General features: G+C 41.5%; 22 protein-coding genes. 6 read left to right on the top strand and 16 right to left on the bottom strand.

Features of this window, described 5'->3' with window-relative positions; genetic code table 11:
• Positions 1 to 80 precede the first annotated feature (80 nt).
• Positions 81 to 1,265 carry a multidrug efflux MFS transporter EmrD gene (gene emrD, locus AACV00_RS06745; RefSeq protein WP_004246423.1) on the bottom strand — a complete coding sequence of 395 codons (1,185 nt, stop codon included), beginning with the start codon at positions 1,263 to 1,265 and terminating at the stop codon, positions 81 to 83.
• A 338-nt stretch (positions 1,266 to 1,603) separates the two neighbouring features.
• On the opposite strand from emrD, the gene fpr reads away from it, so the two are divergent.
• Entirely contained in the window at positions 1,604 to 2,350 is a 747-nt protein-coding gene (fpr, locus tag AACV00_RS06740; RefSeq protein ID WP_161680173.1) for a ferredoxin--NADP(+) reductase, read from the top strand.
• Between the two features lie 60 nt (positions 2,351 to 2,410).
• Here fpr and AACV00_RS06735 read toward each other — a convergent pair whose 3' ends face one another.
• Entirely contained in the window at positions 2,411 to 2,839 is a 429-nt protein-coding gene (locus tag AACV00_RS06735; RefSeq protein ID WP_004249714.1) for a DUF805 domain-containing protein, read from the bottom strand.
• A 111-nt stretch (positions 2,840 to 2,950) separates the two neighbouring features.
• On the opposite strand from AACV00_RS06735, the gene AACV00_RS06730 reads away from it, so the two are divergent.
• Positions 2,951 to 3,586, top strand: a complete 636-nt coding sequence (locus tag AACV00_RS06730; RefSeq protein WP_017827016.1) for a DUF1454 family protein — start codon at positions 2,951 to 2,953, stop codon at positions 3,584 to 3,586.
• 106 nt (positions 3,587 to 3,692) lie between these two features.
• Positions 3,693 to 4,463: a triose-phosphate isomerase gene (gene tpiA, locus AACV00_RS06725; RefSeq protein WP_004249716.1), complete on the top strand. Its 771-nt coding sequence runs from the start codon at positions 3,693 to 3,695 to the stop codon at positions 4,461 to 4,463.
• 95 nt (positions 4,464 to 4,558) lie between these two features.
• Here the strand turns inward: tpiA and AACV00_RS06720 are convergent, their stop codons facing one another.
• Positions 4,559 to 5,563, bottom strand: coding sequence for a sulfate ABC transporter substrate-binding protein (locus AACV00_RS06720; RefSeq protein ID WP_161680171.1), 1,005 nt, complete (start codon positions 5,561 to 5,563; stop codon positions 4,559 to 4,561).
• A gap of 293 nt (positions 5,564 to 5,856) precedes the next feature.
• On the bottom strand, positions 5,857 to 6,834 hold the full coding sequence (pfkA, locus tag AACV00_RS06715; protein ID WP_004246429.1) for a 6-phosphofructokinase: 978 nt from the start codon (positions 6,832 to 6,834) through the stop codon (positions 5,857 to 5,859).
• A 538-nt stretch (positions 6,835 to 7,372) separates the two neighbouring features.
• On the opposite strand from pfkA, the gene fabG reads away from it, so the two are divergent.
• Both fabG and AACV00_RS06705 read left to right on the top strand, forming a co-directional pair.
• On the top strand, positions 7,373 to 8,128 hold the full coding sequence (fabG, locus tag AACV00_RS06710; RefSeq protein ID WP_063691996.1) for a 3-oxoacyl-ACP reductase FabG: 756 nt from the start codon (positions 7,373 to 7,375) through the stop codon (positions 8,126 to 8,128).
• A gap of 118 nt (positions 8,129 to 8,246) precedes the next feature.
• Positions 8,247 to 9,395, top strand: coding sequence for a glycosyltransferase (locus AACV00_RS06705; protein WP_107336901.1), 1,149 nt, complete (start codon positions 8,247 to 8,249; stop codon positions 9,393 to 9,395).
• A gap of 48 nt (positions 9,396 to 9,443) precedes the next feature.
• Here AACV00_RS06705 and AACV00_RS06700 read toward each other — a convergent pair whose 3' ends face one another.
• Positions 9,444 to 10,505, bottom strand: a complete 1,062-nt coding sequence (locus AACV00_RS06700) for a glycosyltransferase (RefSeq protein WP_161680170.1) — start codon at positions 10,503 to 10,505, stop codon at positions 9,444 to 9,446.
• Between the two features lie 335 nt (positions 10,506 to 10,840).
• On the opposite strand from AACV00_RS06700, the gene AACV00_RS06695 reads away from it, so the two are divergent.
• Entirely contained in the window at positions 10,841 to 11,548 is a 708-nt protein-coding gene (locus AACV00_RS06695) for a hypothetical protein (RefSeq protein WP_124740846.1), read from the top strand.
• A gap of 31 nt (positions 11,549 to 11,579) precedes the next feature.
• Here the strand turns inward: AACV00_RS06695 and AACV00_RS06690 are convergent, their stop codons facing one another.
• The 11 genes from AACV00_RS06690 to AACV00_RS06640 all read right to left on the bottom strand — a co-directional run bounded on the left by AACV00_RS06690 (position 11,580) and on the right by AACV00_RS06640 (position 21,663).
• On the bottom strand, positions 11,580 to 11,798 hold the full coding sequence (locus AACV00_RS06690; RefSeq protein WP_012368178.1) for an ogr/Delta-like zinc finger family protein: 219 nt from the start codon (positions 11,796 to 11,798) through the stop codon (positions 11,580 to 11,582).
• Positions 11,799 to 11,850: 52 nt separating this feature from the next.
• Positions 11,851 to 12,948 (bottom strand): phage late control D family protein, encoded by a 1,098-nt coding sequence (locus AACV00_RS06685; protein ID WP_124740845.1) that lies wholly within the window; start codon positions 12,946 to 12,948, stop codon positions 11,851 to 11,853.
• Positions 12,948 to 13,412 (bottom strand): phage tail protein, encoded by a 465-nt coding sequence (locus AACV00_RS06680; RefSeq protein WP_036907694.1) that lies wholly within the window; start codon positions 13,410 to 13,412, stop codon positions 12,948 to 12,950. Before AACV00_RS06680 ends, AACV00_RS06685 begins: the two co-directional genes overlap by 1 nt.
• On the bottom strand, positions 13,412 to 16,246 hold the full coding sequence (locus AACV00_RS06675; RefSeq protein ID WP_161680168.1) for a phage tail tape measure protein: 2,835 nt from the start codon (positions 16,244 to 16,246) through the stop codon (positions 13,412 to 13,414). The genes AACV00_RS06680 and AACV00_RS06675 overlap by 1 nt, the downstream gene beginning before the upstream one ends.
• Complete coding sequence (locus AACV00_RS17630; protein WP_308807857.1) at positions 16,239 to 16,349, bottom strand: GpE family phage tail protein; 111 nt, start codon at positions 16,347 to 16,349, stop codon at positions 16,239 to 16,241. The genes AACV00_RS06675 and AACV00_RS17630 overlap by 8 nt, the downstream gene beginning before the upstream one ends.
• Before the next feature lie 23 nt (positions 16,350 to 16,372).
• Entirely contained in the window at positions 16,373 to 16,735 is a 363-nt protein-coding gene (locus tag AACV00_RS06665) for a phage tail assembly protein (RefSeq protein WP_232467348.1), read from the bottom strand.
• Between the two features lie 4 nt (positions 16,736 to 16,739).
• Positions 16,740 to 17,255, bottom strand: coding sequence for a phage major tail tube protein (locus AACV00_RS06660; protein ID WP_012368183.1), 516 nt, complete (start codon positions 17,253 to 17,255; stop codon positions 16,740 to 16,742).
• A 3-nt stretch (positions 17,256 to 17,258) separates the two neighbouring features.
• Positions 17,259 to 18,431, bottom strand: coding sequence for a phage tail sheath protein (locus AACV00_RS06655; protein ID WP_087726271.1), 1,173 nt, complete (start codon positions 18,429 to 18,431; stop codon positions 17,259 to 17,261).
• A 101-nt stretch (positions 18,432 to 18,532) separates the two neighbouring features.
• Positions 18,533 to 20,161, bottom strand: a complete 1,629-nt coding sequence (locus AACV00_RS06650; protein ID WP_161680166.1) for a phage tail-collar fiber domain-containing protein — start codon at positions 20,159 to 20,161, stop codon at positions 18,533 to 18,535.
• Positions 20,151 to 20,762: a phage tail protein I gene (locus tag AACV00_RS06645; RefSeq protein WP_161680164.1), complete on the bottom strand. Its 612-nt coding sequence runs from the start codon at positions 20,760 to 20,762 to the stop codon at positions 20,151 to 20,153. Before AACV00_RS06645 ends, AACV00_RS06650 begins: the two co-directional genes overlap by 11 nt.
• On the bottom strand, positions 20,755 to 21,663 hold the full coding sequence (locus AACV00_RS06640) for a baseplate assembly protein (protein WP_087726273.1): 909 nt from the start codon (positions 21,661 to 21,663) through the stop codon (positions 20,755 to 20,757). Before AACV00_RS06640 ends, AACV00_RS06645 begins: the two co-directional genes overlap by 8 nt.
• Position 21,664 lies beyond the last annotated feature (1 nt).

Raw genomic sequence — 21,664 nt, 5'->3', positions numbered from 1 at the left:
GCCTAGGCGACATAAAACAAATGCCGATAGTAGGTATTACACTATCGGCATTTTTATTGGCGAAAACTTAAAGGTAGTCATTAAACCGTATTCTGCTGATGACTAAAACGGTGTGATAACGGGATCCAACACAACATAATAGCCACTGACATAATAAACATAATCATTCCTAAGCTAAATTGATTATGTTGTGGCAATAGTGCAGAGAACCACGTTGCTATCCCTGAGCCAACATTTTGCAATCCGCCCACCAACGCACCAGCCGCTCCGGCTAAATAAGGGAATGGCTCCATCGCCCCTGTCGTTGCCAGCGGAAATAGCATCCCAGCGCCAAAGAAAAACAGGGCAGCGGGCACCAGTAAAGTCCAAATATTAATAATATTCAGCCAGCCGGGAAGCCACATTAAAATACCTGCCGCTACACAGCAAAATACGGAGTGCCACATCAATTGCACAAAGGTTTTACCTTCACGCCCTGCGTACCACGCACCAAAGAAGGCCGCGGGAATAGGTAAAATAAATAGAATACTGATAGTAATACTATTTAAACCCAACACGCCTCCCATCAACACACCGCTGGAAGCTTCAAATACGGCAATACCTGATAATGCACAAATCAACATGATCAAAAAGGCACTAAAAGTACTGTTGGACAGCAATAAATAAAAAGATGACAACATACTGCGTCTTTCAGCCTGTACAGGTCGGGTTTCTGGCATCCAGTGATACATACTAAAGAGTACACTTCCTCCTAATAATAATAGGAAGATATAACAGGCATGCCAGCCAAAGAAGTGCGCCACCACCCCACCGATCATCGGCGCTAAGAGTGGGCTGACTAACACCCCCATATTTAATAAGCTATTGGCATAGCGTAACGCAGTACCGGTATAGAGATCACGAGGCTGAGTACGGGTCATTACCCCTGCGACCCCAGTCCCCATTCCTTGTAAGGTACTGGCGATCACTAAGGTAGTTAAGTTCTGTGAAAAAATAGCCACGATCGTCGCTAAACAGAAAATACTCATCCCCACTAAAATAACCGGACGACGCCCTACTCGGTCAGAAATAGGACCATAAATTAATTGTGAAAAACCATAAGAAAACAGATATGCGCCCATTACTTGCTGTACAGCACCTGTTGGCTCACCAAAATAGACAGCCATATCAGCAATCACAGGAACATAAATCGTCTGTGTCATTTGACCGACAGCAACCAGTGCAATAATCAGTAATAACAGATTTGCATGTTCTAACTTTCTCATTTCTTTTCTTTGCTCAGAAATTAAAAATTAACCGATTAACGGACAGGAAAGTGCTACAGAGCTTTGATAAAATAAACTCTGCAAAATGCACTTGCGCTAAATAATGAGACTAAGGTAACAAATCTAGCAAAATTTGCGAAGTAGTCAGCCATTTTTATCTCGTCAACGATGTCAGTGAAAAACACCATCGTTGTCAATATAAATGTACATTTTGTATTAACGATTAACGAAACTACAGATTAATATCGCCATCACATCATCTTGATAAATAAAAACGCCCTTCCTCTTTAGAATAAATTATCGACATAAGCGCTTTCCTAAAAAGGAGATAAGAGATTATGGCAAATTGGGTCACTGGAAAAGTCATTCAAGTTAGGTATTGGACAGATACATTAATCAGTTTAGTTGTACACGCCCCTATCGATAAGTTTACAGCAGGTCAATTTGCCAAACTGGCACTCGAAATTGACGGTGAACGTATACAACGCGCCTACTCTTATGTTAACTCCCCGCAAGATCCCAACTTAGAGTTCTATCTAGTCACTGTACCTGAAGGTAAACTCAGCCCACGCTTAGCGGCGTTAACCGTTGGTGATGAACTCTTAGTGACAGAACAAGCCAGTGGCTTTTTTGTTCTAGAAGAGATGCCTAGCGCGAATACCTTATGGATGTTATCAACAGGTACGGCGATCGGGCCATTTCTCTCTATTTTACAACTTGGTGATGATCTCGACCGTTTCGAAAATATTGTTTTAGTCCATGCTGTACGCTACGCCCGTGATTTAAGCTATCTACCATTAATGGAGCAGTTAGCTGAACGCTACCAAGGGAAACTGCGTATCCAAACTATTGTCAGCCGTGAAAACCATATAGGCTCACTAACCGGACGCATTCCAGCATTAATTGAAAGTGGTGCATTAGAAAAAACCGTAGGATTAACCATTTCCCCAGAAGAGAGCCATATTATGCTATGTGGTAATCCAGAAATGGTAAGAGACACGCAACAGTTACTGAAAACACAGCGTGATATGAGAAAACATTTACGCCGTAAACCGGGACATATCACCAGTGAACAGTATTGGTAATGATAATATCAGGGCTGAATAGCACTTTATTCAGCCCTGACTGTTTAGCAGTTACACACTTTAACGAAAACTTGAGTAGTCGACCTTTTCAGTCGTGGCACCAAAATAGTTTTCTCCTTGGGTGCCAATAAACACCCCACAATCTAACAACATGATCATCATAATAAATGAAGGGAGAAAACGACCTATCGCCCACTGCCAAAAGGGCTCTAAACTACTGGTATCAGTCAATCCTAGCATCACCGCCAGCAACAATAATAACAGCCATGCACCACGTTTATTTCTATCGTGAAGTCGCTTAGTAAAAATGGCACATAACGGATATAAAATAGCCAGTGAAATTATCCCCACCAGCACAGCAGGCAATGAATAGTGCTGATTAACTGTATATAATCCGCAAAACAGCACAAAACAGAGTGCAAAACCCGCCCAAAAGTCACGGCGTCCAATTCGCCCTTTGAATGAAAAGGCCCAATGTTGTAAGGTCATTAATAATTTCTCAATATAGACTTATTTTAGTGAATTAAGCTGTCCATTTAACATCAAATAATACAGAGTGATTTTATAATATTCTATCGCACAACAGACCAAGGAGGACAGATGATAAAAAAAAGCACGCTTACTCAGTTAGCGCTTATCATAATAAGCATTGCTTTATCTTTGCCAACCCTTTCTATGGCAGCGTCGCCCTCTATTGCTCATCAACCCCCAACTAAAGATGATATTCTTTACCTTAAACAGGATGCCCCTGTTTTTGAAACCACCATTCCGGAGATAAGAGCTAAATTCAATCAAAATAATGCGTCGTTATTTCTCAATGAATATAAAATTATCACCAACAACGATATTACTATTCCGTTAGTCAGGGCCGCGACACGAATAACCCCTTATTTATACTCATCAGCCGTATTAGAGCGTGGCAGTGAAAAAATTAAGAGTCTACAGCTCACCCTGATCCATACACTTGATACGCCACAAATCGAAAAAGAGCATCAAGATACTGCAATGCGCTATATCACTGCATTAGTGACACAGTTTGATCCCTCCATTAATGCAGCGCAAATTCAAGAGGTGCTCAATTTATTTGCTGTTAAACAAGATGTGCCTGCTTATATTAGCCATAATGTCGGTGCTATTCGCTATATTATTGCCCACGAGGACAATCAACTAACGACCTTTGCCATTGAACCGATTAAGCTTTCACTCAATAGCAATATCGATTCAGCTATTCCGTGATAAAAAACAAAGCTATTCTATTCAATGTTCTCTATACTGTTGTGCATCAACAGAATTTGAGTTTATCGATAAATTAAATTTAAACCACTCGGTTGGAGGAAAAGTTATGCGCCATCCATTAGTCATGGGTAACTGGAAACTTAACGGCAGCATTCATATGGTTCATGAATTAATCGCTGCATTACGTAAAGAAATCAGCGGTGTTGCTGGATGTGATGTTGCTATTGCACCACCAACAGTTTATCTGTGCCAAGCTCGTCATGAAATCGGTGGAAGCCGTATTGCGTTAGGTGCCCAAGATACCGGTGTTAACTTATCTGGTGCTTTCACTGGCGAAACTTCCCCAGAAATGCTGAAAAACGTTGATGTTAAATACGTGATCATCGGTCACTCTGAACGTCGCACTTACCATAAAGAATCTGATGAATTTATCGCACAAAAATTTGGTGTGTTAAAAGAATTAGGCTTAACACCTGTGTTATGTATCGGTGAAACAGAAGCAGAAAACGAAGCTGGTAAAACACAAGAAGTGTGCGCACGTCAAATCGACGCGATTTTAAATGCACATGGTGCACAAGCATTCAAAGATGCAGTGATCGCTTATGAACCTATTTGGGCGATTGGTACAGGTAAATCAGCAACGCCTGCACAAGCACAAGCGGTACATAAATTTATTCGTGATCATATCGCTAAACAAGATGCGGCTATCGCTGAGCAAGTCATTATTCAATACGGCGGTTCAGTCAACGATAAAAACGCAGCAGAGCTATTTAGCCAACCTGATATCGACGGTGCATTAGTTGGTGGCGCGTCACTGAAAGCGGATGCCTTTGCTGTTATCGTGAAAGCGGCAGCAGAAGCAAAAGCGAAAAAATAACTTTGATAGCAAATAGTTATCTTACCGATAAATAACTATCGCGAAAATCACCTTACTGTGTCTTAACAGAAGGTGATTTTTTTATGCGTTACTCGCTAATCACGTCGGCTGATTTCATCAAATATTCCCCCGGTGGCAAAATGAGTTTGTTGTGCTGATTGCCAATCGCCAAAAAGCTCATCAATAGTGAATAATTGCAGGGTTGGAAAACGTTTTTGATATTTCTCAGCAATGCTTTTATCTCTTGGACGATAATAGTTTTTAGCAGCAATTTCTTGCCCTTGAGGTGAATAAAGATACTCTAAATAAGCGGTTGCCACTTCCCGCGTACCTCGCTTATCAACCACTTTATCCACCACAGAGACGGTTGGCTCTGCCAAAATAGAGACGGAAGGGGTGACTATTTCAAACTTATCTGTACCTAACTCATTAATCGCCAATAACGCTTCATTTTCCCATGCAATTAACACATCACCAATACCACGCTCAACAAAAGTATTTGTCGCGCCTCTCGCGCCTGAGTCTAATACTTCAACCTGTTGATACAGTGACTTTACAAAGGCTTTCGCTTTTTCACTGTCTTGCTGATTGGCCTTTAATCCATATCCCCATGCAGCCAGATAATTCCATCTTGCCCCACCGGAGGTTTTAGGATTAGGCGTGATAATCGATACACCGGGTTTAATTAAAGAATCCCAGTCGGTTATCTGTTTGGGATTACCTTTTCTCACTAAAAAAACAATGGTTGAGGTGTAAGGTGCTGAGTTATCAGGTAAGCGGGTGATCCACTGCTTATCTATACGCCCTCTTTGTGCAATGGCATCAATATCATAAGCTAATGCGAGGGTGACAATATCCGCTTCAATACCATTAATTACGGCGGTTGCCTGTTTACCAGAGCCACCATGAGATTGACGAATAGTCACATGATCGCCGGTTTTTTGTTGCCAATATTGATTAAATGCGTGGTTATATTGTTGATAAAGCTCTCGAGTCGGATCGTAAGAGACATTTAATAACTGAATATCCTTCGCCCAGATGCTTTGTGTAAACAGTGCCGTCAGCGCTAGCGTCGTCAATAATCCCCATCGTTTTAACATCGTTATCTCCCCCTATCCTATTTCTAGTTGGTTTATTTGTTTTGTTTAACTAGGCTGACAGAAAGATTTATAACGATGAAATAATAAAAAACAGACTGTTATACGTAACAGCTATATAGTTGATAAAACGGGGACTCACACAGTCATTACCCATCAGATAAGAGAAGAAAAGCGCGTAGAATGAAATGTTTTCACTCGGGAAGCTGTTCTGATACAAGCTGATATTGCATCAGAACAGTCCACGAATAAGGATATAACTCAGAAAGGCTCTGGTAATAGAGTAAAACTATGGCTTAATACAGTTTTTTCGCAGTTTCATACCAATCGGCTTTAAAGACACGTTTCATATTCATAACCGCATCAATAATATCATGGTGAACCAGTTTTTCATTTTGGATCCCTACACAACGACCACCATAACCTTCTAGTAGCAGTTGTACCGAGTAAGCACCCATACGAGAGGCTAAAATACGATCGTAAGCAACCGGAGAGCCACCACGTTGAATATGGCCTAATACAGTGGCACGTGTTTCATGTTTGGTTTCTGCTTCAATAAAACGTGCTAGCTCATGTACATCACACACATGTTCAGTAATTGCCACGATAGCATGACGTTTACCACGCTCAATACCCGCTTTAATTTCTGCTAATAATTCATCACGATCAAAAGGTAATTCGGATTCAGGCAACACCACGAACTCACAACCACCCGCAATAGCAGCGGATAAGGTTAAATCACCACAATAACGTCCCATCACTTCAACGATAGAGATACGTTTATGCGATGTTGAGGTATCACGTAAGCGGTCAATCGCTTCTACCGCCGTTTCTAACGCCGTGAAATAGCCAATAGTGTAATCAGTACCCGCAACGTCATTATCAATGGTGCCCGGTAAACCAATACATGGGAAACCCGCTTCAGTTAATTTTTTCGCCCCCAGATAAGAACCATCACCTCCGATAACCACCAGTGCATCTAACTCATTTTGCTTCATATTTTCAATAGCAACGGCACGCACATTATCTTCGCGGAATTCTGGGAAACGCGCTGAGCCTAAAAAGGTACCACCACGGTTGATCATATCTGACACACTAAAGCGATCGAGTTTTTTCATACGGTTTTCATATAAGCCCATATAGCCATCAAAAATACCGTACACTTCTAAACCTTCGCTGAGTGCTGCACGGACAACACCACGGATCGCGGCATTCATACCCGGTGCATCACCACCACTTGTTAAAACCCCAATTCTTTTGATCCCATTAACCATGATTACCTCTGATTCTTATTCGATATCATTATTGCAATATATTGTTGGAATAACTGTTATCTTAATACCGGCTTCACGAACGTAATCCACCGATATCTCAAATGCTGAATTGATTCAACAACCCCATTGTACGCATATTTTTTATCACTTCATCATCAACGTACATTTTTTTTTATAAACTTGATACGCATTAAATTAATTGAGTAGCCTGTATAAATACTATACTAGTCTATCGTCTCTGTATTACACCGATAAGTTAACACTTTTTATACAGATACTTTACAGCCTTTTGCTATCTATCTCAAAAAACAGTGTGTTAGCCATATATAGCTATCAACATATCACATAAAGTGTAATGGGCTTATTGACTGTTTGCTTAACACTTTGCGCGCTGTTATCGATACTTTTGTGTTATTCGGCATAAATAGAAAAAGCGCTCACCCTACACAATTGTGACTGATGACAAAAATTTTGCGTTAATTTACCGTTTATACAATAAGGCTGATACAGTATAACAAACAGTACAGTAGGAGGTTTTATGTTTGATTTAACGGGTAAAATTGCTTTAGTTTCCGGCGGAGCAAAAGGTATTGGTAAAGGCATTGTTAGCGCATTAAAAAACAGCGGTGCACAGGTTATTATTGCTGATATTGATGATGTAGCAGGTAACGCAACCAAAGAAGCACTTGGTGTTGATTTTATGCACCTTGATGTCACCTCTCAAGCAGCCTGTGAACAAGTAGTCAATGATGTTGTTAAACAGTATGGCAAACTCGATATTCTTTGCTCTAATACCGGTATTTTCCCCCAGGCGACAATTAAAGAGATGACCGAAGCTGATTGGGATAAAATGCATACCGTCAATTTAAAAGGGATGTTTTTCTTAGTAAAAGCGGCCCTTGCGGTAATGGAAAAACAACAATATGGCCGTGTGATCATCACCTCTTCTATTACAGGCGCCATTACTGGCTATCCGGGCTGGAGCCATTACGGAGCAAGCAAAGCAGGTCAGTTAGGCTTTATGCGCAGTGCTGCACTAGAATATGCACGCCACGGTATTACCATTAATGCCGTTATGCCCGGCAATATTTTAACCGAAGGCTTACAAGCCCAAGGAGAGACGTATCTTAATCAAATGAAGGCCTCTATCCCAACCCATACCTTAGGGGAGCCTGAAGATATCGGCTATGCCGCTGCATTTTTTGCCTCTAATGAAGCAAAATATATTACCGGTCAAACCATTATTGTCGATGGCGGCCAGATTTTACCTGAATCTCCAGAGGCGTTGTTGTAATATATTTAAGGGTAGAATAATAACCTACCCTTATTTTTAATTATAATTATATAAATTTTTGAGTTATAACGGCTTAATTGAATTATTGCGTTTTTTAATAAAAAACAGGCTTAGTATCATGAAAATACTTCATTTAATTAATTTACAAGGGTTTGGTGGTGCTGAACGTTTGTTTATTGAATATTTAAAAAATAGCTCATTTCAAAATGAGGTTTTGTGCACCAGTAACTCTTTAAATAAAAACCTGATCCCTGAGCTTAAGCATTTCGATATAAAATACGCTAATAAAATCGCTTCTACTAAAATAAAGTACCCTGCTTTTTTAAGAAAACATGTCTTAACAAAAAAAATAGAAGCAAGTAAAGCCGATGTCACTCTAGTATGGGATTTCGTCCCTAGATTATCTAGAAAACCCAAGAATACTAGCTTAGTCTACTATGATCATGGCTGTTCTTGGCGCTATCCTCTTAACAAAAAAACATTAAGCTTTTTTAGTATGCTCAATAATGCTATCGCGATATCTACAGCATCTAAACGTGTTATGGAGTTAAGATTCAATACGACATATACGCCTAAAAAAGTCATTAATCGTCTACCACTAAAGTCTAGTAACATAGCTAAAAAACTGCACAATAATAAAATTACGCTAGGAACAGCCTCTCGCTTAGTAGGACTGAAGGGGATCGGAATTAGTATTCTCTGTTTATCAGAATTAATAAAATTAAATATAAAGGCAAAGTTAATTATTGCTGGTGATGGTGAACAAAGGACAGAATTAGAACAATTAGCAAGACAAAATAATGTACAAAACCATATCAGCTTTATTGGCTATCAATCAGATATGGATAAATTTTATTCAGATATCGATATTTATTTAAGTACACCAGTAACAGAGCCTTTTGGTTTATCTTGCATTGAAGCTTTAGCTCAAGGTATCCCTGTTATCTATCCTAATATTGACGGACAACCCGAAGCAATAAAAGATAAGTATTGCGGTCTAGGTATTGCTCCCAAATTATCTATTGATGAATATCATAAATTAACAAATTTAGATATCAACTTCCCCTATAAAGTTTATGATCCTATCTCAGATACATTAATTTTACCCAAATTAATATCTCCCCAAAACTGTGCTACGGCTATAATAGAAATAATGAATAATTATACTAACTTTAGCCAGAATGCGATTGAATGGTCAAAAGAAACGACAGATTACAATCTATTTATTAAAGAATTTGAAAGTACGATAAGAGATAGTCAAATATAGCTAAAATATAAAGAATAGAATAAAGGATAATAATATCCTTTATTCATATCAACTCAACTTTAATGCAGATAATAAACGATTTGCAAAGTTTTCATCATTAAATTTAGTAATAGCATTTTTTATTTCATTATGCTTAGGCAATAAACGCCCATCAATAATACTTTGTAAGTGATTAGCTAAACTAGCTACATCCTTTACTGGGTACAGTAATCCATTCGATTCAGGCGTTATAATATCTTCAGGACCGGTTGGGCAATTAGAGCTAATACAAAAAATACCATAAGAAGAAGCTTCACATAACACCATGGGAAACCCTTCAGATATTGATGTCAATACTAATGTAGACGTATATTTTATATTCCTCTTAATATATGACCAAACATCTTTTTGCCAACCATGCCAGTTGATCTTAGTGGCTATTTTTAATTCTAGTGCTAAGCTTTTTAAAAAATCGGTATCTTCTCCATCCCCAACAATATCAAGCGTCCAATCGCCATTCAATTTGGAAAGCGCATAAAATAATTCATTAACATTTTTAGGAGCATACGCAACCAATCTTCCAACATATAGAAATCTTATCTTATCATTTCTTGGTATAATTATATTATTTTCTGTTATGGGATTATAAATAGTAAATATATTCTCTCTATCTATCCCCATATCAAGCATATACCGAGTTATACCCGAACTAATCGATAAATGATAATCAGCCTTATGTAAATAAATTGATTTATATAAATTATTTAATGAAAAATGTATCCATGAGTAAATATAAACTTTACTTCTAACAATTTTTCTTGCTAAATTAGCAATATAGCAACACACCGTATCATAAGAAATAATAATGTCTGGCTTTTCTTGTTTAAGAATTCTTGCTAACTGAACTGCATAGCTCATCCTTCTTAACTTAGTATTTTTTATCTTAGAAGATAGCCTTCTATATTTACAATCAACTAACCAATCATCATTAACTTTATTATCCCCTTCATTAAAAAAGATAAACTCCGAGTGGATAGCATGCGATGCCAATATATTTATAGATTTTTTAAAAACGGTTTCCATACCGCCAAATCCACCTAAATTATAACCAATAATTAATACTTTTTTCATTATAGAAATAAACCATACTTAAAAATATTTGTTGATTATATTAGAACTCTATAGAGATTACTATTTCAACGCGTTATATGTATTGAAGGGCAAAAAAAAGCCCCTCTCCAGAGGGGCTGCAAAAGACAGGGATGGTGTCCGAAAATAGAATTTAACACTTTGTTTTTATTGAAGTCTAATATCGGACTGTCCACCAACTGTCCACATCCACGAAAAAAACGACCACATTGATATAAAGACTAGCCCCTTACTTTAGGGGCTTTACTTACCACATTTCGTGTCTCATCATTAGAAATTCTTAAGATTCTTCTGTTTATCGTTAGAAAGGAAAAAACATGGAATTTCTATTCATTGTATCAATTTTTTTATTTTTAATATCTGTCGTTTGCATAACTCTAGGCATGATAAAACCTAGCATCATCAAGTTAAAAAACCGCAAACAATCATTTATTGCTTTTCTTATTACCTTCGTCTTATCAATCATTGGGGTTCTTAATTTCGCTCCCGATACCCCTAACAACCAAATCACCGAAACACAAGAAACAATAACCGATTCTTTTGTATGTAGTAATAAAAATGCAATTTACCCTTCAATTTCTGCCATGATAGAAGATTTTAACGACTATCCATCAGATATGAATGGCTTTGAGCTTATTAGCGAAAAACCATTAAAAATTAGATTATCCGCTTTTGCTTTAGATAATGATTTTAGTGATGTTAAAGATAATTTAGCTAAACGAGCTCTTGTTTATGGCATATTCCGTACATTTATTAACACAAACAATGATAGTATCACTATCGTTTCTAATTTAGTTGATTACAACAATAGTTATAAAAAGCTAAAAGATAGTCCAGAATACACAGCTACAATTACCAAAGATCAAGCTCTAAAAATTACCCAGAAATATATTCCAATCAATTCATTGAATGACTTAATTGATGAAAACTGCTCATTCACAAAACAGTTTAATGAATTACGTTATGACGATAGCGGCAAAAAAGGTTTTGATAAATTCTTTAATGAATTAACGGCAAATAAATAAAACAACGCCCGGAATACTCCGGGCATTTTCCTCAAATCGCTAATGCCTGTTGGCAACACTTATCTACATGCGGCTCTACCCGCTCAATCAACTGAGGCTTTGAAATAAACCGCGTTACGGTTTCATGGCTGACGAACGTCGCGCCACAATTGATATTCTGGCACTGGTTATAACGTTCTTTGGTATCGGAAGATATTTGTTGACTACTACGAGTATGAGCGGCATGACCACAAACAGGACAAATCATCATAAACGGGTTACCTCTTTATGATGTGGAAATTACCTGTAATTATACACAGGCACTATTCCTTATCCATATCTATCTCACTGCTTTTTACCTCTAATTCTAACGAGGTGGTAAATCCGCTATTGTTCAATGAATGACTCACCGTGACTAACGTCCAATAGGCCTCATCAATCTCAGGCTTAAATCCGCTAACCTTTACAGGCAATTCAGGAAAGAGATCCGCACGCCCTTTCGCAAGGGTAATACTAAAAAAGGCAACACCTCGCTGTATTTTTTCCCACGCGGCTTTCGCGGCACGTTCAGCATTGGTTTTACTCGCATAAGTATGAGACAACACCATCACATTACCTTCTTCACCGACAAGGTACTCCCCTTGTTTCTGCTCTTCTTTTTTCGGTTTATTGGTAGTGGGTTTTCTACGGCGAATTTGTGATTGTGTTTTTTCTTGCGGTTTACGGGTATTTAAATAATTGGCCGTCACACCGGTGTAAGCGCCCCTATCCACTAATGAAAAACGGTGTCCATCACCCACACTTCGGGTAATTTGTACTAGCGGTAATACTTGACCACTGGCGGTAGTATTGCCCCCTTGTACCATAAACAACAAATTTCCGTTTTTAACACAAGCGGTGGCACCGTTTAATTGTCCTAAGCGCGTTAAAAAACTACCGTCTGACTCATTAGTCTGATCGATATGTTCAATCTTTACCGTATCAAGACCAGGATCAACCACTGCCGTGACATTATTACGCCCTGCAATGGTTCTGACGATATCGCCTAATGTTTTTTGGTGGTAAGACATTTCACGGCGCACATTCAGTGTTGCCCTAAAATCGGCACTACGAGCGCGCAATGTCATTTTATCGGGTACACCTGAATGCTCTATCTCATCAACTGTAAATGAGCCTTTATGAATAAGGTTTTCACCCTGCCAACCAAGATGCAAGGTCAACACCTCACCGCGTTTAGGCATCATTAATGCGCCGTCAGAATCATCTAACTCAATATCAAGCCGGTCAGCTTCAAAGCCCCGATTGTCCGTTAATGAAAGCGAAATTAATCGCCCTTGAATTTTGGCACTGATATCTTCATCACCAGCAATTAACACAAAAGCCGGTATGCTACTTTTACCGGTGATCATTTCTGGCAACATTATGATAAAACTCCTTTCATCGCTTCACCGGCACCATTGGCCATCATGCCTAATTGGTCGCTTAAATCTCCCAACATCTGACTGATGGAGTCATCCACCCGTTTTAGTGTCAGCGAGAAATCAATTTTTCTGGCTGCACCATCTTGGAAAAATTCGGTATGGGTACGTTGTAAATCGGTGATCACAAACATGCCATGAATGGTACCCGTACCATCAATAAACGACCATGCTTTACCGCTATCCGCCATGAGTTCTAGAGCCAGCAACGACACTTTACCGCCAGTTAATGAGGGATAAAGCGCCCCCGATAAGGTGATCACATCGGTATCAGGGCCAATAAATTGTTGTGCCGGTCGGCGTGCGACACGTTGAGTAAAACCATGTCGCCACGTTTGTTGTTTTTGTAGGGATTGATAAGGTACGGTGCGTAACTCGAACACAAATACCCCAAGTGCTGCCATCATTACCACACCTCACTGTCTTGATAACGGCTATTTAATCGTGCTTGTTTTTCACGCTCACGGCGTTCGATTTCCGCAATAACAAGCTGGGCAATATCTTGCGCGGATTGGTTTGGTTGAGGATGAATATTAATTTCATAATGTGCCGGCGCGCCTTGATAACGCTGTTGTTGAATACTCACATTAGCCGGAGCAGGACGATAGTTTTCAACGGGCAAACTGTGTGGGTGCAACGGGGCATTTTGTGCCTGTAACGAAAAGGCGCTGCCTAACGATAATGCGGCAGCCGCTAACATCGCAGTGTGTTTACGACTGGTGATATTCGCAGGGCCTTCGACAATTTCCGGGCCATTTTCTCCCGCAATACCAAATTTACCACGCGGGATATAACCGCCGGAATCATACATACCGGCAAAGTTGCTGTTGTAAGAATCTAACGCAGACTGCACTTTCGGATCATTACTTTTCATAAACTCAGGGGTGAGTGCTTCTTTAGCTGCGGTTGCCAATTCCCCAATGCTATTTTTAAAGTCCGTCCATTTGTTTTTGATCCCCTGAATAATGGCATCAATCAGGTCACTACCAAACTGCAAAAATTTAGCCGGTAATGCTTTGGTGTCTTCGACAATTTCATTCCATTTTGTTGATATCGTGGTTTTAATTGTTTCCCACGTTTCTTGTACAGACTTAACAATATTATTCCAACCGTTTTTAAGTGTTGTTTTAATTCCTTCCCAAACATCTGAAATTTTAGTTTTTATCATCGTCCATGTTGTTTGGGTGTAGCTGACTATCGAATCCCAATGTTTAATAATGAGCCCAAGCGGTGTCCAATTAAAGAATATATACTTAATGGCCTCCCATGCACTCTTAATAGTATCTTTTAGCGCTTGCCATGCGATAGCAGTATATCTTTTAACGGTATCCCATACCTTGTAAACGTAGGGGCCAATGGTGTCCCAGTTTTTATAAATCAGATAAACAGCAGCCGCAATAGCGGCAATAACCAATAAAATAGGGTTAGCTAACATGGCTTTACCCAACCCTAAAAATGCACTACCTAATAATTTTATCGGTTTTAATAACAGTGTTAGCGCACTACCGCCTTTAATGCCTAAAATTGACAAGCTTAATTTCGCGGCGGCTAATGGCCCTAACATTGCCGCAATGGATAACGAGAGAATGCCCAGTGTGGTAATAATGCCTGCAATGGCTAAACCGATCATCGTCAGTGTTTTAGCCAATTCAGGGTTTTCTTTCATCCACACACCGACTTTAGAAATCACACGGGTAATGCTTTGTGATATCTGACGCAACGGGCTATCAATACCGTCAAAAATCTGAATACCTAAATCTTCCCATGCAGATTGCAGGTTTTTCATATCCCCGCTTAAGTTATCCGTCATGGTGCCCGCCACTTTTTGGGCTTCACCTTTTGACGCCTTGAGTTCTGCTATTAATTTTTGTAAAGAGCCTGTGGATGCCTGATCTACTAAAACCATTAATGAGCTAAAAGCTTCTTCACCGGCTAATTTTTTAAATAAGCCAGCGCGTTGGGCATTACCCATACCTTTAGTTTTTTTGTCTAACTCGACCAATATCTCCGTGAACTCTCTAAAATTTCCTTTTGAATCGGTTGTTTTTAGATTTATTTCTTTTAACGCTTTAGAGACTTCCGAAGTTGGTGCGGCAAGCCGTCCAAAAATAGATTTTAAGCTTGTACCTGCCGTACTTGCTTGAATCCCCGCATCCCCTAACTTGCCAGCAGCGGCGGCAGTAGTTTCTAAATCAACACCTAATGAAGATGCAGGAGGAGCAACATATTTCATGGTATCACCGAGCATTGCTAAATTAACATTAGCTCGTGTAAATACCCCTACCAGCGTATCACTCACTCGACTCATTTCATCAGAGCTTAACCCAAAGCCGGTTAAAATATTGGAGCCGATATCTGCCGTAGTACCTAAATCAATATCACCTGCCAATGACATTGCCAGCGTGCCCGGCATAGCATTTTTAATTTGCTCAGGCTTAAAGCCCGCCATTGCATAGAATGCCTGACCTTGCGCCACTTGGTTGGCGGTAAATGCCGTGGTTGCACCTAGCTCTCGCGCTTGTTCACGCAACATCTTAAATTCATCGGAGTTTTTATCTAAGCGCGTTAATGCCTGCACCTTTGACATCCCGACATTAAACTCGTACCCCGGCATTAAGGTTTGTTTCGCGGAATACAACATACCGGCACCGGTTGCCGTCATGGTGGCACCAGTGCCCGCCATTTTATTTCGTACATCGAGCGTCTTTTGATACTGCGATTTAGCCGCTACCATGCGCCGCTCTTGTTCAGCACTGCGCCTTAATTGGTTTTCTTGCCGGCGGAGCTGTTGCGTAGTGCGTTCAATATCACCATTCAGTCGCCGTTGCGCTTGACCGAGTTGGTTTGTTGAAATGCCATTAGCTTGTAATGCTGAGCGCTGTCGCTGTACCGACTGCTGTAACTGCTCATACTTAGTTTTGAGCTGCCCCGCTTCCCGTTGCGCTTTTTTAAACGCCTCTAACTGTTTTTTTGTGGGATTTTCACTGTTGGCAATTTCTTTGGCGAGAGTGGCAACACGTTGTGTGGCGGATTGGTACGCTTGCTGTGTGGAGGTTAACTGCTGTTTAATCTTGCGAAAGCCGTCAATTTGTGAGGCTTGCTGATTAAGGGTTTTTAATGAGTCACGCGACTGGCGTACAGCGGACGCCAGTCGTTTATTACTTTCTTGCGCACTGCGAAACGGTGCGGTTAATTTATCAACCGCACTCAGTACAACTTGTAATTTTAAGTTATTACTCATCCTGTTGTCCGCTACGTTTCGCCGCTTGATAGCGCCATGACAATAATTCTGAAAGGCTCATTTTGCCGGTGTCTGCCGGTGACCAATGAAAAATGACGGCAATATCTGCCGCCAGTTCATCGGTGGTTAATTCGCTTGGGAATCGGGCATAACCGACTTCGGTAATAAAAAATTGACCACCTGCACACTTAGGTTTACCAAGTCGCCCGCGGCTAAAGACAGCACATCGTTTTTGGTTAGCGTTGGCATAGTGATGCGCGGTAGCACCTGCATCATGCTATCAACATCCATATCCATTAAAGGCTGTAAACGCACACCGCGTAATGCGCCTGAATTGGGTTTAAGCACGGTCACTTTGTCGATTTTGGTTTCACCGCGCATAATCGGTTGTTCTAAGGTCACCGTGGCTTGGTCGCCATTAACAACAACCCACTCAACTTGCTCTTTGTTCTGTTCTTCGATTGGCTCTTTCATGTTCTCTTTCCGCATTTAATTAAAGCCCCAGCGCGTCACGCTGTGCTTGTAACAGGTCTTTACCGTCCACTTTTTCCACCATATTGACGATATCAATCTCAATGATTTCTTGACCGTCCATCACTAACTTGTAGTAAGTGGGTTTTACGGTGACTTTAGTTTGCGTGTTATCACCCGATTTCCAGTTACCCGGATCGATTTCGCTATAACGGCCACGCAGAACCACCTCTACAGCAAGCACTTCCCCCGTATCATCACGCTGATAAGCACCACAAAAACGCAGTTGTACGGCATCAATGGTTGAGGCACCCCATTGGCGGTAAACGTCGATATCAGCACCACCGAGGGTAAACTCACTATCAAGCGCACCATCATCAAGGCCCATATCAATTTGCACCGAACCATTCATACCGCCCCCGCGATAGGCTTCTAACTTGCGGGTGATTTTGGGTAATGTGAGTTCTTCCGCAACGCCCACATAATTGGTGCCATTCATAAATAAATTAAAATTCTTTAGCTTGCGTGGTAACGCCATGATTTACCCCTTGATTTTGTTACCGAAATCCATCAGGTATTTATCGCTAATACGCTGACGTAACATCAGATTTTCCATTGGTGGCACTGGCGTATAGTCATAATCCAGTGTGAGTTTGCCGTCTTTAAGTGCTTCTTTGCTATTTGATGTCGGGTCATACCAACATTCACCGCCTAACAAATAGCCCTGACTGACCAGTGAACGTAATTTTGCGTTGATGGTTTCAACGATATCCCGCGCCAAAGACGGTGTTAACGGTTTATCAATCGCCCACATTTGCCCTTCTGCCATGGTGTCAGCTAGGACTTGCGCAGTTCGGGTATAAGATTCAAAGGCAAACAGCGGATCATCCGAACAGGTACGAGAACCCCAAAAACGAAAACCATCACGGCGGATAAGCGTAGTGACGCCTTTTTCATTCAGTAAACCGGCATCGGTGGCAGGGTCTTGTAAATCCCAATAGATATCTTTAGAAATACCCGTCACACCATTAACGGTGATATTTGATAGGGTTTTATGCCAACCAATATCATTGTCTAACTTGGCACGCAAACCTAGCGCACGCGCAGTGGCGTAAGCGGTTGATTCGCTGTTGGTGGTGCTATCCCATGACGTGAAATCAGGGAAAATCACCATCAATTCACGCTGACCAAAGTTGTCACGGTACTTGATTGCTTCGCTGATATTTTTACAGTCGTAAGCAGACACATAACCAAAGGCGCGGAGCTTTTGACAAATCACCGCAATCTCATTGGCAACCGCTAACGTATCGTGACCGGGCGCGCCAATAATACGAGGCTTAATGCCGTGTTGAGATTGAGAGGCTAGCAGTGCTTGTAATCCTGTTTTTAGCCCTTCTTCGGTAGTGCCACCGATAATATTAGTGGTGGTTTCTGCCTCTTCTTCACCTTGAGCAATACGTACTACAATAGTGATGGGTTTAGCCTGATCTGCAATCGCCTTTAACGTGCTGGCTAAAGTACCAGTTTTCCCTGCTTTACCGATCGCTTGTGATACATCGGTCAATAAGACGGGCTTGTTTAAAGGAAAGGTTTTTTCGTCCGCATCATCAGCGGTGCAAACCACGCCGACAATAGCGGTGCTGATAGTGCGAATGGGGCGGGTGCCTTCGTTTATTTCAATAACGCGCACACCGTGATGATAATCTTGTGCCATGCTCACGGACTCCTATAACTGTGTCCGTGTAGCATGAAAAATTAGCGGTTAAATTGCACGAAAGCGGGATTGTTTGAGGGGTGATACAAGGGCTATTCTGACTAATCTAATAGTATGATTTTATATAACCCACAATCCATGGATGTTACTGTGATTCGCTTACCTCCATTAGTGATTTTTAATCGACAAAAAGCCGTAGCACCACGATGGACTTCAACCTCTATATTATCCATAGTGGGGAAATACGTTAATGCATAAATTTCAACATTAATATTTGTTGCAATAAGCGCAAACTTTCCACGAATATCTTTAGGTAAGTCAACAACACCTCCACTGCCGACGAATTTATTCCATATTAATTTTGATTTAGAATTTGTTCCTTTAGTTTGGTATCTAGCATCAGCTTGCCCTTGAGTTAAAGCACCCACATCACCCGCCGTTAAACTAATATCAGCACTTAGTGGCTTACCATTTACTTTACGCGTGTTAGGCACCCGCCCATTGGCATTATTGTTAGCATTGTTTGCGGCAGTCTTGGCCTCATTCACTTGTGCCGGTGTTGCAGCCCCTACATCACTCGCATTTAAACTAATATCTCCGCTCAATGGCTTGCCATTCACTTTACGCGTGTTAGGCACTCGCCCATTGGCGTTAGTGTTAGCATTGTTTGCGGCAGTTTGTGCTGTGTTAGCTTTGCTTACTGCATCGTTAGCTGTTTTCTGTGCGGCATCCGCTTTGCTCACACCACTGTTTGCTGTGGCCTGTGCATTAGATGCGGCGGTCTTGGCTTCATTCACTTGTGCCGGCGTTGCAGCACCTACATCACCGGCAGTTAAACTAATATCAGCGCTTAATGGTTTGTTGTTAATTTTACGGGTGCTAGGTACACGACCATTAGCATTAGTATTGGCATTATTTGCGGCAATTTGCGCGGCGTTAGCTTTGCTTACTGCATCGTTAGCAGTTTTCTGTGCGGCATCCGCTTTGCTCACACCACTGTTTGCTGTGGCCTGTGCATTAGATGCGGCGGTCTTGGCTTCATTCACTTGTGCCGGCGTTGCTGCGCCCACATCACCCGCAGTTAAGGTAATATCGGTACTCAATGGTTTATTGTTTACTTTGCGAGTGTTAGGTACGCGACTATTGGCGTTCGTGTTAGCGGCATCCGCTGATTTTTGTACCTTACTTAATCCCGTGCTTAATTCGGCTTTGGTGGCATAAAGCTTAGCGACTTCCTCCAATGTCTGTTTTGAGGCACTTTCAATAGCATCATTGACAGATTCACGGGTCGCCAATATCACCGAGGGGTCAACCTTTAACTCGACTGACTCGGTATGACTAACGGTTAATATCATGCGAATAGTCTGTGTGCGCCCGCTTCCCTCTTGTAATTGGGGTTTATAGGTTTCGGGGCAATTACCTACAGCAATTAAACTGCCTTCATCATCAAATAAACCAATCTCACGTATCCAGTAACCGCCCTCATTTTCAGGGATCACTTGTTCAGCAATAATCTGGCTGTCGTTTTTTGGATCAACAAATAAGGTATTTAATCCCGCGCGACGTTTTTCGCCTACGAGTTTAGTTTGTTGTGTATCGGGTGTTGGCAACATTCCGCCACCGTCACCCACGGCCATTTGGGTAATTTTTAAGGTAGTGCCTAGTGCCGTGGCTTTTGCCAATTTATTGGCACCAATTACCGTTAATAAGGCAAAAAATTTAGCGCTCATGTGCGACCTCAACTTTATCAATAATGTGTACTCCGACCGCCGTTAATGGCGCACCAGACACGGTAATTTCTTCTGCAAAATAGGGGTAAACCGTTAACTCATCACCGCTAAACGTCGCGGCAGAAAGATAAAACTCACCTTGCGAATCAAGATTGATAGATAACCCCAAGAGATGCCGACTAACAGGGCGTGCATCAGCGATCAAACGCTCTAATTCGTCATAAATTTCTTGAGTAATGCCGTTTTCTTGCACGCCCACATCAAGGCGAAATGTGCCCGGCGGATCGTCGGTTTGCCACCACTCAGTGACTTTGATGATGTAACCTAACGGCTCGACCACGCGCTTAAGTGCGCCAATAGTGCCCTTGTGTCGGTGAATAAACATCGAATCCCGTACTACTTGGCGCTTAACGGATTCTGACCAGTTTTCATCCCATCTATCAACCGACCAGGCCCATGCGAGATATGGCAATAACTCAACGGGGCATGTGCTGGCGTTCCATAATTGGCGTAAAGGCACGTGCAAGGTTTGCAAGGATTGACAGGCAATGGCGGCTGCCTTTTCTAATGGGCTACTGCCTGACGGTAACAAGCTATTCATCCGAACCACCAATGGTTAAGGTGCTTTGGGTGCAATAGGAGGCTTGCGTTTTATCCAGTACCACATCTTTAGTGGGTTGTTTTAATTCCACACGTTGCACGCCTTCCACATGCAACGCGGCATAAATCGCTGACAGGCGAATATCACGCCCTAAGCGGTGTTGCTCTGTGATGTATTGCGTCAAACGTTGATTTGCTTCTTTGCGTATCGGCTCCGACTCAGGCCCCGGAAATAAAAACAACGTGGCATCAATTTGATAGGGAATAATTTTGGCAGATTGCACTTTGATGCGATCAGCAACTGGTCGCACATCTTCATCGTTTAACGCGTGCTCAACAATGCGCAGTAATTCTTCCGATGCGGTGCCGTCACCCTCACGAGATAACACCGAGATAGTGACATTTGCCGGCGTTGGGCTGATCGCGGACACATCGGATACCCGACCATCGGCACTACGGGCATGAAATTCATAACTGCCCACCGGCCCCGCAACACTTAGCCCCTCAAACGCGGCGGGAATGCGTAAACGCAAATCATCGTCAGATTCTAAAATCGCCGGTGTAGGCGGAATAGTGTTGTTATTGGCAGGGCGTAACACTAAACGCGATAAATTATAATTCGCCGCTAACTGATCTAAATCCGCCCCTTTTGCATACGCCACCATCACCGCGCGGGCAGACTCATTGATACGCTGGCGCAATAACAACTCACGATAGACGTTTTCTTCTAACAACTTGGTCAGTGGTTCAGACTCTAACGATAACGTGTTAGCCACCGCATCACGTAAATGGACGGGCATTGCGGCAATCAATACCGTTTTGCGTTCGCGTAATAATTGTTCTGCATCTAACGACTCAATCACATCGGGCGGTGTTAATTGGCTTAAATTAATCGTTGGCATG

Origin of the sequence: Proteus sp. G3927, from assembly GCF_963894685.1 — a bacterium.
Taxonomy (GTDB): Bacteria; Pseudomonadota; Gammaproteobacteria; order Enterobacterales; family Enterobacteriaceae; genus Proteus; species Proteus mirabilis.
Note: the sequence above shows the minus strand (reverse complement) of the source record. Positions and strands in the feature narration are given on the sequence as shown.